Here is a 14,470-nt window from a genome sequence, read left to right on the forward strand (position 1 = left end):
TTCCACCTCACGGTGGACACCCTTGTCATTGGCTGTATCCTTCCCACTACTAGGGCGGATTAGGGACTTTCACCCATTAGCGACGTGCGCCGCAAGGCGCACCAAAAAAAGATACAATGAGCTGCTTCCTCACTGTATCTTTTATATTTTCAATAGCATAATAACTGTTCTGTTTGATTCTTTTCTCTTAATCCGTTCCTTCGGAAGCTTCCCGTCCTTCTCCGTAGTCAATCCGCACCAGCATCAATCCCTGAGGCGGCGCTGTAACACCCGCTGCTTTCCGGTTTTTCGCTTCCAAAATCTCTCTTACCTGCTCTGGTTCATAAAATCCACGTCCCACTCGAATCAATGTTCCCACAATAATCCGAACCATATTATAGAGAAAGCCATTTCCCGTAATGCGTACTGTAATCTCTTCTCCGTTTCTCAGAACATCCAATGCGGTAATCGTCCGCACCGTATCTTCCACATCTGTCCGTACATTACAAAAGCTCACAAAATCATGCTCACCTTTTAGATACTCTGCTGCCTGCTGCATCTTCTTCTCGTCCAACGGAAAGGAAACAAAATAATTTGTCAGCCGCTTCGTTGGCACTGGGATCCGGGTATTTAAAATATGATATTCATATGTCTTTTCGCAATTCCGATAACGCGGATGCCAGTCTGCCGGAACTTCATCGGAAGACACAATCACAATATCATCCGGGAGCCGCTGGTTCAATGCATAAGAAAAACGCTCCGGCGGAATCGTAGATTCTGTATCAAATACCGCCACATTTCCCATCGCATGTACACCGGAATCTGTGCGGCTTGCCCCGATTACCGCAATGGCTTCTCCTGTCATTTTGCAGATCGTACGATTAAGCACTTCCTCCACTGTAATTCCATTCGGCTGGATCTGCCAGCCACAGTAGTTTGTCCCATCATAGGCAACGACAAGTCTGATCCGTCTCATGTGGCTTCTCCTCCTCTTTTAAAAAATCCAAATGCGGAACGGCACAAACCGTCCGATCACGCAAGCCGCTGCCACATACAAAATGGTAATCGCATATGCAGCCACGTCATTTTTATGATAAATGAGCGGTTTCATCTTTGTTCTTCCGTCACCGCCCTGATAACATCTTGCTTCCATAGCCATTGCAAGATCATTTGCCCGGCGAAAGGCAGAAACAAAAAGCGGAACTAAAATCGGAACCATATTCTTTGCTCTCTGGATTAGATTTCCACTCTCAAGATCTGCACCTCTTGCCATCTGAGCTTTCATAATCTTATCTGTTTCTTCCAGTAGTATCGGAATAAAACGCAGGGCAATGGACATAATCATTGCAATTTCATGAACCGGCACATGAATATGGCGAAGCGGATTCAGCAGACGCTCAATCCCGTCTGTCAATGCATTCGGCGTCGTTGTCAGCGTCATCACAGAAGCCCCAATAATCAAATAGATCAGACGAATTGCCATAAAAACTGCCGTTCGAAGTCCCTCATCCGTAATCTTCAAAAACCCAACTTTCCAGAGAATCGTCCCTGTTCCTGTTAAAAACAGATTAAAAATAACAGTGATCATCAGCAGTAAAATAATAGGTTTTAATCCTTTTACGATAAACTTTACCGGCACTTTAGAGATCCGTACAACTGCAAACAGAAAAATAGTGGCAATCACATACCCCAACATGTTTTTAAATAAAAATAAAGAAATCAAATACAAAAGTGTACACACGATCTTTGTCCGCGGATCAAGGCGGTGTACCCGGCTATTCGCCGGATAATACTGTCCTATTGTAATATCTCGAATCATCTCTTACACCTCTTGCCTGTCTTGAAACAGCTTCATGATCTCATCCGCCGCCTCTTCTATCGTTGTTGCCTCTGTATTTACTGCAATCCCACTCTTAGCAAGTTCATGCATAATATAAGTAACCTGTGGCGCTGCAAGTCCTACCTGTTCCAGTTCTTTATAATGTGAAAATACTTCTTTCGGCGCTCCGTCAAGCATAACACTTCCCTTATCCATCACAATGATCCGCTCCACATATTTGGCAACGTCTTCCATACTGTGGGACACAAGAATGACCGTTAGTCCCAATTCATCATGAAGCTTCTTAATCTGGTCTAATATCTCATCCCGTCCTTTTGGATCAAGCCCTGCCGTCGGCTCATCAAGCACAAGGACATCCGGATGCATCGCCAGAACACCGGCAATGGCTACACGCCGCTTCTGTCCTCCTGACAGATCAAACGGAGAATCCTTATAGTGCTTCTCTGAGATTCCTACCATTTTGAGAGCTTCTTCTGCCCGTCTCTGACATTCTTCTTTCTCCAATCCCTGATTCTTCGGACCAAAGCACACATCTGTCAGCACATCCACCTCGAAAAGCTGATGTTCCGGATACTGAAACACAAGCCCCACCTTCGTACGCAGCTGCTTCAGATATATCCCTCTTCGTAAATATTCTCCCCTTGAAAACATACTTTTCCGTCCGTTGCCTTTACTAAACCATTCAGGTGCTGTATCAAAGTAGATTTCCCGGAACCGGTATGTCCAATAATGCCGACAAACTGTCCCTGTGGAATCGTCAGATTCACATCTTTCAGTGCCTGCTTTTCATAAGCCGTTCCCGGACTGTATACATAATTCACATGTTCTAACGTAATTGACATAGTATCTCCACCAACTCTTCTTTTCTCAAAACTCCTTCCGGTACCGGAAGGCCTCTTTTTCTCAATTCATGGGCCAGCATCGTGACCTGCGGAACATCCAGCCGGTATTTCTTCAGAAGATCTATCTGAGAAAATATTTCCCGCGGCGTTCCCTGCATAACGACATGTCCCTGATCCATAACAATTACCTGATCTGCATCGATTACTTCTTCCATATAATGGGTAATCAAAATAACTGTAATATGCTCCCGCTTTCTCAGCTCCTGCACTGTTCGCAATACTTCTTTGCGCCCATTCGGATCAAGCATAGCTGTCGGTTCATCAAGCACAATACACTTTGGTTTCATTGCAACGACTCCGGCAATGGCTACTCTCTGCTTCTGTCCACCGGATAATTTATTCGGTGAATGATGTCGGTATTCAATCATACCAACGGCAGAAAGGCTTTTCTCTACGCGCTGCCAGATTTCTTCCGATGGAACTCCAAGGTTCTCCGGTCCAAACCCCACATCTTCTTCCACCACGGTTCCGATAATCTGGTTGTCTGGATTTTGGAACACCATTCCGGCTGTTTGTCTCACATTCCAGAGTTCCTCCGGATCAGACGTATTCTTTCCATCTACCCACATCGTTCCTTCTGTCGGAATCAGGATCGCATTCATATGCTTTGCCAACGTAGATTTACCAGAACCATTATGCCCTAAGATTGCAATAAACTGCCCTGGGCAAACATCCAGATCCACTTCATCGATAGCCCGGTGGGTTCCAATGACATTGCCCTCTTCATCTCGTTTTTCATACTCATATACAAGTTTTTTTTGTGCGAATCACCAGTCTCATCTCTCTCTTTCTTCACTGATTTTTTTATTCTAATCCTATCGCCTGTTTTTTACAAGAGCTATTTCCGGAAAACTTTCCTCTGTTCATAAGAGAAGCAGGCCTGTTAAGACCTGCTCATTTTTAAAATTGGACTGATTTTCTTATAGATCAGAAGTACAATAATCGAAACAAGAACACCTTTCAATAAATTAAATGGCACTACTGCAAACAATACAAGTGTTGTAATATTTGTGATTGCCGGATTTACTGCTGTTCCCATCCCAATAATCGTCTCAAGCGAAAGTCCCATTAACATCGTATAAGCCGGAAGCAGTACAAATGCATTGATCAGACTTCCAACAACAGTCATAACTACTGTGCCTGCGGTCATTCCAATGACAGCGCCTTTTCGGGAATGGAGTCTCTGATAGATAAGTCCTGCCGGAACACAAAACGCACAGCCGATCAGGAAATTCGCTGCTTCACCAATTCCTGCCGTTACTGTTCCATTAATCAAAAGATTCAGCAATACTTTCACAAGCTCAATCAATACGCCCGCCATCGGTCCCATTGTAAAGCATCCGATCAATACCGGAACTTCACTAAAATCAATCTCATAAAATGAAGGTGCAAATGGAAGCGGAATCTCAAACAGCATCAAAATGACTGCCGCTGCCCCCATCATGGCAATCTGGGTAATCGTACGCACCTTGCTTCTGCTCATTTTGCAGGCTGTCTCTGCCTGCTTTTGCCTCTGGTTTGCTTCCAGCTTTGTGTCCGTACCTGTTTTTGTCTCTGTACTCATAATATCTCTCCTTTTTGTTTGCGGAAATACTTCCAAAGAAAGAATCGTGCCATGACACTTTCCGGCTTCTCACAAGCAACCCTATAAGCTTCGCTTCCTTCAGATTATGCCATTAAAGAATCCCCGGATAGAATCTACCCGGGGACATACGTCTGCACTGCATGTTCTTCTCTCATCCAGACTTTACTGTCGGTTTTGGAATTACACCAAATCAGCCATTCAGGACTTGCCTGAACAGGTCGCGGACTATACCGCCGGTTGGGACTTGCACCCTACCCCGAAGAATTTCCTATTATTTGTTTCATGCCTATTATACCGTTAACCTAAAGAGGAATCAAGTAATTTCGGCATGTTTTTATAATGTCTCTGCGCGCTCTTCAATATTCTTTTGAAAATTCATCACTTCATGGTCATATTCGGTATCCATATAGACGGATCTGATCAGAAAGTCTGCTGTCGCTTTATTGATTGCCATAGGAATATCATACACCTGTGCAATCCTCATCAGCGCCTTTACATCCGGATCATGTGGCTGAGCTGTCAATGGATCGGAAAAAAAGACAACAAAGTCTATCACACCTTCTACAATCTTCGCGCCGATCTGCTGATCTCCGCCCAGCGGGCCACTATTATATCCCTTCACAGTCAGACCTGTTTTATCAGCAATCATCCGTGCCGTCGTTCCGGTACCGTAGAGTTTGTGTTCCTTCAAAATATCATAATGCTCCTGACACCATTCAATCAGTTTCGGTTTTTCATTATCATGGGCGATTAGCGCAATGTTCTTTCTCCGCCCAATCGTAAATGTCACATACTTATCGTTCATCCCGATACCTTCCTCTCTCAGCCTCTTTCCAGCTGCTATGCCTGTTCCGGCTCCTCATATGTCTCGCCAAAGGTCTCTACTGTTACGGATTTCATCTTCTGTGGTTCCAGTGGACGGTCACGGAAGTCTGTTGCAGTCTCAGCAATCTTATTCACAACGTCCATACCTTCTGTCACTTTTCCAAATGCCGCATAAGCTCCATCGAGATGCGGAGATTTCTCATGCATAATAAAGAACTGACTTCCTGCTGAATCCGGATGCATTGCCCTTGCCATTGAGATCACGCCCGGATCATGGGAAAGATTATTCTGGAATCCGTTCTGTGCAAATTCTCCTTTAATATTGTATCCAGGTCCGCCTGTACCTGTTCCCTGCGGGCATCCGCCCTGGATCATAAAGCCTCTGATCACCCGGTGGAAGATCAGTCCGTCATAAAATCCTTTATTCGCCAGTGAAATAAAATTTCTCACCGTGTTCGGAGCAATCTCCGGATATAATTCTACTTTAATGCTGTCGCCATTTTCCATTGTAATTGTAACGATCGGATTTGTCATTTTTCTATATTCCTTTCTTTATGATTTCTCTTTATTTTTTCCTGCGAGTACCATTGCAAAAAAATAATTGCAGAGACTTTTTCTGTCTCTGCAATATATTTTATCACGAAATGACGTCAAACGTCTACTCCTTCCTGCGAAACTCTTCCATCATAATCGGGAAGTATTCCTTACTGTACTCTGCAAGTGAATAACTGCCTTTACTCAGGCACCATTCCGATACAAGCGCCCGCTCGCACATCGCATAGTATTTGACAATCTCACTGACTGACTTATCCTCTACAATCTCTCCACGTTTTTGTCCTTCTTCTACAATTCGTCCAATTAAACGATAATAGATTCGATTCTGATCTAAAAGGTTCTGTCCAGTCTTGGATACAAGCTGAGTTGAATAAAGTGATGCCAGTAAATCGGCGTTGACCATATTTTCCAGCGCCTCATGCATCTTTGCATCGAGATAAATAAGCTTGTCAAAGTTATTCATGTCGTCCTCAATCTCCTGAGAGAGTTCCAGATATTTCTCATCAAGAATCTCAGACAGAGTTCCGAGAAATGCATCCTTGCTGTCAAAATGATAATAAAAGGAACCTTTCGATGTACCGGAACGCTTTATAATATCATCTATCGTTGTGTTGTCATATCCTTTTTCATGAAACAGCTCCCACGCCGCCTCAACAATCTTTGCTTTTACTCTTCCGGCCATCTTTTTCTCCTTTCCTATTCACAAACTCTACAGGTTTCTGGAAACATCAGCGCATGCTTTCATTGCTTCGATCAGCGCGCTTCTAAATCCTCTTTCTTCCAATACGCGAACAGCCTCGATTGTCGTTCCTGCCGGTGAACATACCATATCTTTTAATTCTCCCGGATGCTTGCCAAGTTCCAGAACCATCTTGGCACTTCCAAGAACTGCCTGTGCTGCGAATTTGTATGCCTGTGGTCTCGGCATTCCTTCACTCACTGCTGCATCTGCCATTGCTCAATCATCATAAACACATAAGCCGGTGCGCTTCCGCTGACTGCCACAACTGCATCAATCAGACGTTCCGGAACAAATTCTGTCTTTCCAAAACAGTTTAAAATCTCATATGCATATTCCTGTTCTTCTTTCGTAACAGCCTCATTCACACACGCAGCTGTCATACCTTCCAGCACCATTGCAGGTGTGTTTGGCATTGTACGGACAAGCTTTACTTTCTTGCCAAACTTTTCTTCCAGCCATGCAAGTGTCTTGCCCGGAGCAATGGTAATGATCAGTTGATCTTCCCGCACCAGATCTTTTACCTCTGTAATTACTGCTTCATAAAACTGTGGTTTTACCGCAAGCACTACAACATCTGCTTTTTCTACCACTTCTTTGTTATTCTCTGTTGTGACAATGCCGTATGCCTCTTCCACTTTCTGTCTTCCGACAGGTGATAAATCTGAACCGATGATCTCTGAAGCTTTGATCATTCCATTTTTCACGATACCACCCATAATCGCGCCGGCCATATTTCCACATCCAATAAATCCTAATTTCATTTTCTTTCCTCCTGACTGAAAGTTTTTGTACTATAGTACAAAATGTAGCACCACAGAAAGCATTTGTCAATGCTTCTCAAAAGAGGATTTGAAGAATCCGGCCGTTTTTTTTGCACGATTTATTTTTTCTTTTCATCCTGCCTTGCTTTTATAGTACAAGTTTGATACTCTTATCTTGTATCAATTATTATACTATAATGAGGTAACATATGCAGTACAAAGTTAAAATTATATCATCAAAACAAGAATTGCATACATGTTCCCGTTTCGAAGTCAGCCATGGACTGTGGGGAACAGATACATTTCCCCAGACATACGGATATCTTGGATTTGTTCCGGGCGAAGGATTTTATCTCTCAATGACCTGTCTGGAGAAAGATCCTTACACCGCATGTCACGTTCAGCAGGGTTCTGTCTGCAAAGACAGCGCTATGGAATTCTTTCTTCAGTGCTTTGAAGCGAAAGAGAATCCTGACATTTATCTGAACATCGAATTTAATTCTGCGGGAATCATGCACGCCAAGTACGGCAGCAGCCGTTCAGGCCGCACACCTCTTCCGTTGGAAGGCGAGGACGCACTTGTCTGGGCAAGCCACAAAGAAGATGACAGCTGGAGTGAAGAAGTATTTCTTCCACTTTCACTTCTTGAGAAGCTTTATCCAGGAATCACATTTGAACAGGGAAGCCGTTTCCGGTGTAATTTTTATAAGATTTCTGAAACACCGGCTATTGAGCACTATGCTGCTTACGCACCGCTTCCGGTTCCGAAACCTGATTTTCATTTACCGGAATTTTTTGCTGAAGCAATTCTGGTATAAAATATTTTTCAAGAAAGGGGCATTTTATTATGCGCATTATTGTAACAAAAGACTATGAAGACATGAGTAAAAAAGCTGCTGCGATCATCGCTGCACAAGTTGCTGAGAAACCGGACTGTGTTCTTGGACTTGCAACTGGTTCCACTCCGATCGGAACATATAAAAATCTGGTAGAATGGTATGAGAACGGAAGTCTTGACTTCTCTCAGGTAAGAACAGTCAACCTGGACGAATACAGAGGTCTTCCACGCGACAACGACCAGAGCTACTATTACTTCATGCATGACAATTTATTCAACCATGTCAATATCGATGAAGCTAACACAAACGTACCGGATGGTACAAATCCAGACGCTGACGCAGAATGTGCACGCTATGAAGCACTGATCGCTTCTTACGGCGGACAGGATCTTCAGCTTCTTGGACTTGGACATAATGGTCATATCGGATTCAATGAACCGGCTCAGGAATTCGATAAGACAACACACTGTGTAGACCTTCAGGAAAGCACAATCGAAGCTAACAAACGTTTCTTCGCCTCTGCAGATGATGTTCCGAAACAGGCATATACAATGGGAATCGGCACAATCATGAAAGCAAAGAAAATCCTCGTTGTTGCAAACGGTGAAGGCAAAGCTGATATCGTTGCAAAAGCATTTTTCGGACCAGTAACACCAGAAGTTCCGGCTTCTATCCTGCAGTTCCATCCAAATGTGACAATCGTTGTTGACGAGGCTGCCGCTTCTAAACTTCCAAGATAATTTATACACAATTTCAATGGGACGTAGGCCTTCTCAGGTGTACGTCCTGTGTTTTATCAGCATAGGAGTTCATCTGAACACCAGATTTTCATCAAAAGGAGAAGACAATCATGATTATTAAAAATGTAAATGTATACGGAGAAGACAGAACATTCGCTCCGGGAGAAGTAATTATCGAAGACGGTCTCTTTGCCGCTTCTGCTTCCGATGAGAGTGAAATCATCGACGGCGAAGGCTGCTATGCCATTCCGGGACTCATTGACATTCATTTCCACGGATGTATGGGATACGATTCCTGTGACGGAACTCAGGAAGCCCTGGAAAAAATCGCAGAATATGAAGCTTCTGTCGGCGTAACGACCATCTGCCCTGCAACAATGACACTTCCGGTAGATACTCTGGAAGAAATCCTGAAAAATGCTGCTGATTATAAAAATGAATCCGGCGCAAGACTGGTTGGTCTGAATATGGAAGGACCATTCATCAGTCCGGAAAAGAAAGGCGCACAGGATGAGCACTACATTGTATCCTGTGATGCTAATATCTACAGACGATTCCAAAATGCTGCAAACGGACTTGTAAAATTCGTCGGAATTGCACCGGAACGTGATGTGGAAGGCGCTGTAAAATTCATCCGGGAAGTAAAAGATGAAGTCACAGTATCTCTCGCACATACAAACGCAGATTACGATGCTGCAAAAGCAGCCTATGATGCCGGCGCAAGACATGCCGTGCATCTCTACAATGCAATGCCTGCATTTTCTCACCGTGCACCTGGCGTAATCGGCGCTGCTCACGACTGCAAAGAATGTATGGTAGAACTGATCTGTGACGGTGTACACATTCATCCTTCTGTTGTCCGCGCTACATTCGATATGTTCGGCGCTGACCGCATCTGCATGATCAGCGACAGTATGAGAGCAACAGGAATGCCGGACGGCCGCTATACTCTTGGCGGATTAGATGTAGACGTTGTCGGAAACCGTGCAACGCTTGCTTCTAACGGCGCTCTTGCCGGTTCCGCAACAAACCTCGCTGACTGCATGCGTGTTGCTGTGAAAGATATGCATATTCCACTGGAAGATGTAGTTGGCTGCGTAACGATCAATCCTGCCAAAGCGCTGAAATTAGATGACCGCTATGGAAGTATTGCACCAGGTAAGATCGGTAATCTTGTGCTTCTTGACAAAGATCTGAATTTAAAGAAAGTCATTATCAACGGTTAATTCGCCGTTTCAACATTCCGATTGCTTCGTGAAGTGACCGGAATACATAATCTGCAAGCTGACGCACCGGTTCCTCCGGCTCTACAAGATCCGGAATCATACAGGTACAAAGTCCTGCCGCATGAGCAGAACAGACTCCTGCCGGTGCGTCTTCGAATGCAGTACACTGCTTTGGCGAAAGTCCAATCTGTTCACAGGCACGCATATACACCTCCGGGTCTGGTTTGCTGTGTGTCACCATATCTCCAAATACAAATCCGTCAAAATATTCATAAAGCCCTGCATCTTTTAAAAGCTGTTCCGCATAAGCACGCCTCGAAGATGTTGCAAGAGCAATCTTAAATCCGTTTTGCTTTCCGTATTCCAGCAATTCTCTCGCTCCCGGTTTAATTTCTACGCCTTCGGTCTCTGTGATTTCGTAAAATCTCCTTCGCGTCCGTTCAGAAAATTCTTCTACCGGAAAGTCCTCACGGATGTTCTCCCGAAAATATACTGCCCGCCGTTCTCTATTAAAACCAATCGTACGGAAAATATGCTCTCCCATATCCGGAATTCCCAAATCCTTTCCTACATCATCCCAGGATTGTTTCACAATACGTTCTGTATCAAAAATCAAACCATCCATATCAAATACAAGTCCTTGCTCCATTTTTTTCCTCCCACAAACAAATAGCCATGACTAAAAAGACGGAAGCCTCTGCTTCCGCCTCTTCTATCTTCTAATCTTTCTGCTCTGCTTCAAAATCAATCCCTCTTCCGGTACAATCATTCAAATATGTTACCGCGTCTTCCAGTTTCTCCAGGACTGCCTGGCGTTCTTCCCACTCATCGCCCCGCATATCTCTTGCCACAAGGCAATTCTTTACATGTTTTAATTCTCTGATCAACTTCTCATTCATATGATCGCCTCCTGTCAAAACTTGGATTGCTTTTTTATATTTTAGCAGATTCTCTGCCGTTTTTCAACGCAAACTGTCAGATAATTTGTGCAAATCATCAAAGAATTCCATTTAATTTTGTCATTGCACGCGGAATAGAATCCTTCGCATTTTTCCACGGTTCATCTTTAAAGCGATAGTCAAATTTATCAATAAACCAGCTCACATCATCTTTTACCCGCTTCATATTCTCAAGATACAGTGCATTTAGATCTTTCATAAACTGCTGAAGCAGCTCTCCTCCAAGCTGTGCCGGAGCCATTTCTGCCAGCATCCGGTAGTGCTCCGTACAGAAACCTTTTGATTGCCGAAATAATTCCCGAAATGCCTCCTCTTTCTTATAGAGATAAAAAATAGTCACAAGATAACGCTCAAACATCGCATTAATCTTATCGCACACAAAACAGGAGTGATCCAAAAACTCAAGATAGGATGTCAATTCGGACGGTTCTGCCTTCTTCTTAAAGAAAGATGCCTGCTTTACCGGCGCTTCCTGACGCTTCTCAATCTCACCAATGATATGTTCCATATGGGTTTTGATCATCCATGCCAGTCCAAGCCGGTCTTCTCCTTCATAAAGCATTTTCATATGCCGCTCACAAAAACCAACCCGGTTACTTTCCATCCGCCTTTCTTCTACCATATAACCTGACATGGTAAATCGAAGTGCATCCTGCTCAATTGACCGATACATGGAACAGACCGGACATTCACAATCCTCCTGAAATGCATCGTGTACCGGTATCGTATATAATTTTTCCTTCATAGCTATCGTTTTTCCTTTTTATTTCTTTCTTCTCTGCTGACGTTTCTCTGTAATCATTTCCGTCAGACGAACTCCCGCTTCATAACTTCTTCGCAGAAATTCATCCTGATCATCATAGCCATTTAATTCCATCACAATTGGAAGTTCATATGAAGATGCCGCAAGCACTTCTGTTGCTTCCTCCCAGTCAATGGTTCCTTCTCCCGGAATCCAGTGCAGATCACAGCTTCCTGCCATATCTTCATGATCCGTAAGATCAATGCGGGGACCTCCCAGATTATCATTCAAATGAACGCTGAAAATCCTGTCCTGATAGCGTCTGCCAAACTCTGCCTGCCGCTCATTTAAAATGATATGAGTATGTCCCGTATCCCAGCAAATGCCAAGATACTCTTTGTCATATCGTTCAAACAGCCGGTCAAACTCCGCATACTGTAGTTCTGCCGGCGCTTCCAGCATCGTTTCCAGACAGATCCGAATCCCCCGCTCCCTTGCATACGGTTCCAATTCGTCCAGGGACCGAAACGCCTGCTGATAAAATGTTTCTTCACTTCCGGGTTGCTCCTGAAAAGTCATATACGGAACGTACATATGAAGCACAATTTCTGTCGCTCCAAGCATCTGCGCCAGATCCAGACGATTCTTAATCAGTTCCACACCTGCTCTTCTGCTGTATTCATTGGCAGATGTAAAATCCTTTCGACTCTCTACATCTTTACGAATTGCAGAACGAATGCGGCTTCCCTTGGATGCATGAAGTGATTTTGCCTTCAATCCGTATTCATCAAACCAATTCTTAATCAATTCCATCTCTGCGTGGGAATAATAATAATCGCCATCCCACTCATGACACCAGTGTATATGCGTAAATCCTGCTTTTGCAATCTTCTCCAGTGTTGCCTTCACATCACAAAGTCTTGTCCCTTGTCCCCCGAAATCAGAGGCAAATCCTATTTCTGTCACAGCGCTTTCCTCCTGTCTTTATTCCCGGTATTTCTACGCTTATTCAAAATTATCCTACTACCCGATATTCCACAAGTTTCCAGTCCAATACGTTCCGTTCCAGCATTATCTGTACACGCTCTTTCTTTGGCACCAGCGTTTTCCCATTGCTCTTCAACTGATAAACTGTCAGTTCTGCCGGAAGATATTCAATCTGCCCTTCTTTCTGATACTCTGAAAATCGTATCTCACCAATCGAATAATCCACTACTTTCTCACAGTCTTTCAGAACTTTTTGGACATCTGCAACATGAAATGTCTGAACCTCTTTCTCGTCTTTTGCATATTGTATCATTCCAATCTGAACAAAAAGCTCTCCGAGAACTTCTTCATATTCCACCGGAATACTCAGCTCTTGAAAACGTTTTCTCATCTTTTCTGCCAGAGTTTTCTCCGACTTTGCCCGCTTCTCATGAAGCTTTTTCACTCTTAATAAGAGCAGATAGGTAATAGCTCCCACCGGAACTGACACAAGCAGAAGAGAAATGATAAAATATTTTATTCGAACCGGAAGCGATCCGCTCACCCCAAATAGTGACACAAAAACAATTGCTGCCGCAATCACTGCCACTTCTGATGCAATTCTCGCATAACGATTCGGCATCCCGTCAAAATTATCAAGACGGCAGTAAGTATTTACACTCCCATCTTTCACAATGTAACTGCTTCTTACCTGTTCTGTTCTTTTATACAATGTATGTCCAAATCGGACGATTCTCTTTTCTACTTTCTCATTTCCCGTGAAAATAGACATATCCTCCGCTTTTTCTTCCCGAAAGTCATTTCCCGTAACCTGTTCTATTACATCCATCTCCTCTTTTCCAAGACGACGATCTCGCATCATATAGAGGTGATTCAGACGATGTTCCGCTTCTTGGATATCATCCCCATTCTTCCAGAAATTTTCGTATTCTTTTTGAAATTTTTGTATCATAATATGTTATTCCTCAACTTTTTGAAATCTTTCAAGCAATTCCGGAATCTGTTCTCGCTTCAGCACAAGATTTACACCAAATGGATTCAGTGTATAACCTATGCTGTCTTTTGAAAGATATTTATCCAAATCTTCAAATTTCACCTTGCGAATTTGAAGTTTTTTCCCTTTTAAAAACCGTTGAAGCTCTGGTCCGTCTGTAAAAATCGGCTGAAGCATCTGGTCGCTTCCATCTTTCAAATATGGAAAACGAATTGTCTTCTTCTCCGGATCTCCCTCTTCTTCTACAACATCAATTGGGAAAAGATAGGATGAGCGCACAAGATTCACACACATTTCCTCCTCAAGCTCTGCCAGTTTTTCCAAATTTCTGTCCTGAATCGGTCTTCGCAATTCCTGAACAAAATATACTGTAGATAAGTGCAGCTGCGGATTTAACAGCGGACGCTTTTCTTCCGGAACTTTGGAGTAGTCCACCACATTTACGATTTCTCTGATCTCAGCTTCGCTGCACACTTCTCCTTCGTGCAGGACAATCGAATTCACCCCGATCGTCAGCAAACTGATAAGAAACTGCAGCCGATGCGGCACTGCAATTTCAGCCATATTAAAACTGTATTTTTCCTCTTCATACGGCTTTGTAAACTCTGCAAGAGTTCCTGTCTCTGTAAACATATGTACCTGATCATTAAAACTTTCCGGATCACAGATTACAAACGGCAAATGTGTCGCCTGACAAAACGGCACATATAAATGCTGCTTCTCCTGCATTTTCTTAATAAATTCTTTTCTTTCCTGTACTGTCATATTTTCTTCCTCTTTCTATATAAATTTAT

General features: G+C 43.5%; 16 protein-coding genes, 2 pseudogenes and 1 riboswitch. Of the genes and pseudogenes, 3 read left to right on the plus strand and 15 right to left on the minus strand.

All coding sequences use genetic code 11. The annotated features are described in order from the left end of the window. Nucleotides 1-187 precede the first annotated feature (187 nt). The 9 genes and pseudogenes from truA to proC all read right to left on the minus strand — a co-directional run bounded on the left by truA (nt 188) and on the right by proC (nt 7,189). Nucleotides 188-955: a tRNA pseudouridine(38-40) synthase TruA gene (gene truA / locus DWX73_RS07945; protein ID WP_118348306.1), complete on the minus strand. Its 768-nt coding sequence runs from the start codon at nt 953-955 to the stop codon at nt 188-190. An 18-nt stretch (nt 956-973) separates the two neighbouring features. After that, nucleotides 974-1,798 (minus strand): energy-coupling factor transporter transmembrane component T family protein, encoded by an 825-nt coding sequence (locus DWX73_RS07950; RefSeq protein WP_118348307.1) that lies wholly within the window; start codon nt 1,796-1,798, stop codon nt 974-976. Nucleotides 1,799-1,801: 3 nt separating this feature from the next. Continuing rightward, a pseudogene (locus DWX73_RS07955) lies at nt 1,802-2,661 on the minus strand (energy-coupling factor transporter ATPase). Next, a complete protein-coding gene (locus DWX73_RS07960) occupies nt 2,646-3,431 on the minus strand; it encodes an energy-coupling factor transporter ATPase (protein WP_242996737.1) in 786 nt (261 codons plus the stop codon). The pseudogene DWX73_RS07955 and the gene DWX73_RS07960 overlap by 16 nt, the downstream one beginning before the upstream one ends. Nucleotides 3,432-3,604: 173 nt before the next feature. After that, nucleotides 3,605-4,285 carry an ECF transporter S component gene (locus tag DWX73_RS07965; RefSeq protein WP_118348308.1) on the minus strand — a complete coding sequence of 227 codons (681 nt, stop codon included), beginning with the start codon at nt 4,283-4,285 and terminating at the stop codon, nt 3,605-3,607. A gap of 160 nt (nt 4,286-4,445) precedes the next feature. Then, nucleotides 4,446-4,574, minus strand: a riboswitch (FMN riboswitch). A gap of 66 nt (nt 4,575-4,640) precedes the next feature. Then, nucleotides 4,641-5,111 (minus strand): methylglyoxal synthase, encoded by a 471-nt coding sequence (locus DWX73_RS07970; protein WP_118348309.1) that lies wholly within the window; start codon nt 5,109-5,111, stop codon nt 4,641-4,643. A 35-nt stretch (nt 5,112-5,146) separates the two neighbouring features. After that, on the minus strand, nt 5,147-5,665 hold the full coding sequence (locus DWX73_RS07975; RefSeq protein ID WP_118348310.1) for a peptidylprolyl isomerase: 519 nt from the start codon (nt 5,663-5,665) through the stop codon (nt 5,147-5,149). Between the two features lie 124 nt (nt 5,666-5,789). Further along, nucleotides 5,790-6,368: a TetR/AcrR family transcriptional regulator gene (locus tag DWX73_RS07980; protein WP_118348311.1), complete on the minus strand. Its 579-nt coding sequence runs from the start codon at nt 6,366-6,368 to the stop codon at nt 5,790-5,792. Between the two features lie 27 nt (nt 6,369-6,395). Beyond that, a pseudogene (proC, locus tag DWX73_RS07985) lies at nt 6,396-7,189 on the minus strand (pyrroline-5-carboxylate reductase). Nucleotides 7,190-7,398: 209 nt separating this feature from the next. Between proC and DWX73_RS07990 the strand changes: the two are divergent. From DWX73_RS07990 to nagA, 3 genes are all read left to right on the plus strand, one after another. Continuing rightward, nucleotides 7,399-8,007, plus strand: coding sequence for a carbohydrate-binding family 9-like protein (locus tag DWX73_RS07990; RefSeq protein WP_118348312.1), 609 nt, complete (start codon nt 7,399-7,401; stop codon nt 8,005-8,007). 29 nt (nt 8,008-8,036) lie between these two features. After that, nucleotides 8,037-8,768, plus strand: a complete 732-nt coding sequence (nagB, locus tag DWX73_RS07995; protein WP_118348313.1) for a glucosamine-6-phosphate deaminase — start codon at nt 8,037-8,039, stop codon at nt 8,766-8,768. Between the two features lie 110 nt (nt 8,769-8,878). Next, on the plus strand, nt 8,879-9,994 hold the full coding sequence (nagA, locus tag DWX73_RS08000; protein WP_118348314.1) for an N-acetylglucosamine-6-phosphate deacetylase: 1,116 nt from the start codon (nt 8,879-8,881) through the stop codon (nt 9,992-9,994). Here the strand turns inward: nagA and DWX73_RS08005 are convergent. The 6 genes from DWX73_RS08005 to DWX73_RS08030 form a co-directional block, all read right to left on the minus strand. Beyond that, on the minus strand, nt 9,984-10,643 hold the full coding sequence (locus DWX73_RS08005; RefSeq protein WP_118348315.1) for an HAD family hydrolase: 660 nt from the start codon (nt 10,641-10,643) through the stop codon (nt 9,984-9,986). The two genes, nagA and DWX73_RS08005, sit on opposite strands and share 11 nt — an antisense overlap. Before the next feature lie 70 nt (nt 10,644-10,713). Beyond that, nucleotides 10,714-10,893, minus strand: a complete 180-nt coding sequence (locus tag DWX73_RS08010; protein ID WP_118348316.1) for a hypothetical protein — start codon at nt 10,891-10,893, stop codon at nt 10,714-10,716. Between the two features lie 97 nt (nt 10,894-10,990). Then, nucleotides 10,991-11,698: a DUF6062 family protein gene (locus DWX73_RS08015; RefSeq protein WP_118348317.1), complete on the minus strand. Its 708-nt coding sequence runs from the start codon at nt 11,696-11,698 to the stop codon at nt 10,991-10,993. An 18-nt stretch (nt 11,699-11,716) separates the two neighbouring features. Beyond that, a complete protein-coding gene (locus tag DWX73_RS08020; RefSeq protein WP_118348318.1) occupies nt 11,717-12,661 on the minus strand; it encodes a sugar phosphate isomerase/epimerase family protein in 945 nt (314 codons plus the stop codon). Nucleotides 12,662-12,710: 49 nt separating this feature from the next. After that, on the minus strand, nt 12,711-13,634 hold the full coding sequence (locus DWX73_RS08025) for a hypothetical protein (protein ID WP_118348319.1): 924 nt from the start codon (nt 13,632-13,634) through the stop codon (nt 12,711-12,713). 6 nt (nt 13,635-13,640) lie between these two features. Next, nucleotides 13,641-14,441: an SseB family protein gene (locus DWX73_RS08030; RefSeq protein ID WP_118348320.1), complete on the minus strand. Its 801-nt coding sequence runs from the start codon at nt 14,439-14,441 to the stop codon at nt 13,641-13,643. Nucleotides 14,442-14,470: the final 29 nt, after the last annotated feature.

Source organism: Coprococcus sp. AF21-14LB, assembly GCF_003458885.1.
GTDB lineage: Bacteria > Bacillota > Clostridia > Lachnospirales > Lachnospiraceae > UBA9414.

Excerpts from the sequence above, each read along its gene's own strand:
- truA (WP_118348306.1), bottom strand. The coding sequence starts at position 955 with ATGAGACGGATCAGACTTGTCGTTGCCTATGATGGGACAAACTACTGT.
- DWX73_RS07950 (WP_118348307.1), bottom strand. The coding sequence starts at position 1,798 with ATGATTCGAGATATTACAATAGGACAGTATTATCCGGCGAATAGCCGG.
- DWX73_RS07965 (WP_118348308.1), bottom strand. The coding sequence starts at position 4,285 with ATGAGTACAGAGACAAAAACAGGTACGGACACAAAGCTGGAAGCAAAC.
- DWX73_RS07970 (WP_118348309.1), bottom strand. The coding sequence starts at position 5,111 with ATGAACGATAAGTATGTGACATTTACGATTGGGCGGAGAAAGAACATT.
- DWX73_RS07975 (WP_118348310.1), bottom strand. The coding sequence starts at position 5,665 with ATGACAAATCCGATCGTTACAATTACAATGGAAAATGGCGACAGCATT.
- DWX73_RS07980 (WP_118348311.1), bottom strand. The coding sequence starts at position 6,368 with ATGGCCGGAAGAGTAAAAGCAAAGATTGTTGAGGCGGCGTGGGAGCTG.
- DWX73_RS07990 (WP_118348312.1), top strand. The coding sequence starts at position 7,399 with ATGCAGTACAAAGTTAAAATTATATCATCAAAACAAGAATTGCATACA.
- nagB (WP_118348313.1), top strand. The coding sequence starts at position 8,037 with ATGCGCATTATTGTAACAAAAGACTATGAAGACATGAGTAAAAAAGCT.
- nagA (WP_118348314.1), top strand. The coding sequence starts at position 8,879 with ATGATTATTAAAAATGTAAATGTATACGGAGAAGACAGAACATTCGCT.
- DWX73_RS08005 (WP_118348315.1), bottom strand. The coding sequence starts at position 10,643 with ATGGAGCAAGGACTTGTATTTGATATGGATGGTTTGATTTTTGATACA.
- DWX73_RS08010 (WP_118348316.1), bottom strand. The coding sequence starts at position 10,893 with ATGAATGAGAAGTTGATCAGAGAATTAAAACATGTAAAGAATTGCCTT.
- DWX73_RS08015 (WP_118348317.1), bottom strand. The coding sequence starts at position 11,698 with ATGAAGGAAAAATTATATACGATACCGGTACACGATGCATTTCAGGAG.
- DWX73_RS08025 (WP_118348319.1), bottom strand. The coding sequence starts at position 13,634 with ATGATACAAAAATTTCAAAAAGAATACGAAAATTTCTGGAAGAATGGG.
- DWX73_RS08030 (WP_118348320.1), bottom strand. The coding sequence starts at position 14,441 with ATGACAGTACAGGAAAGAAAAGAATTTATTAAGAAAATGCAGGAGAAG.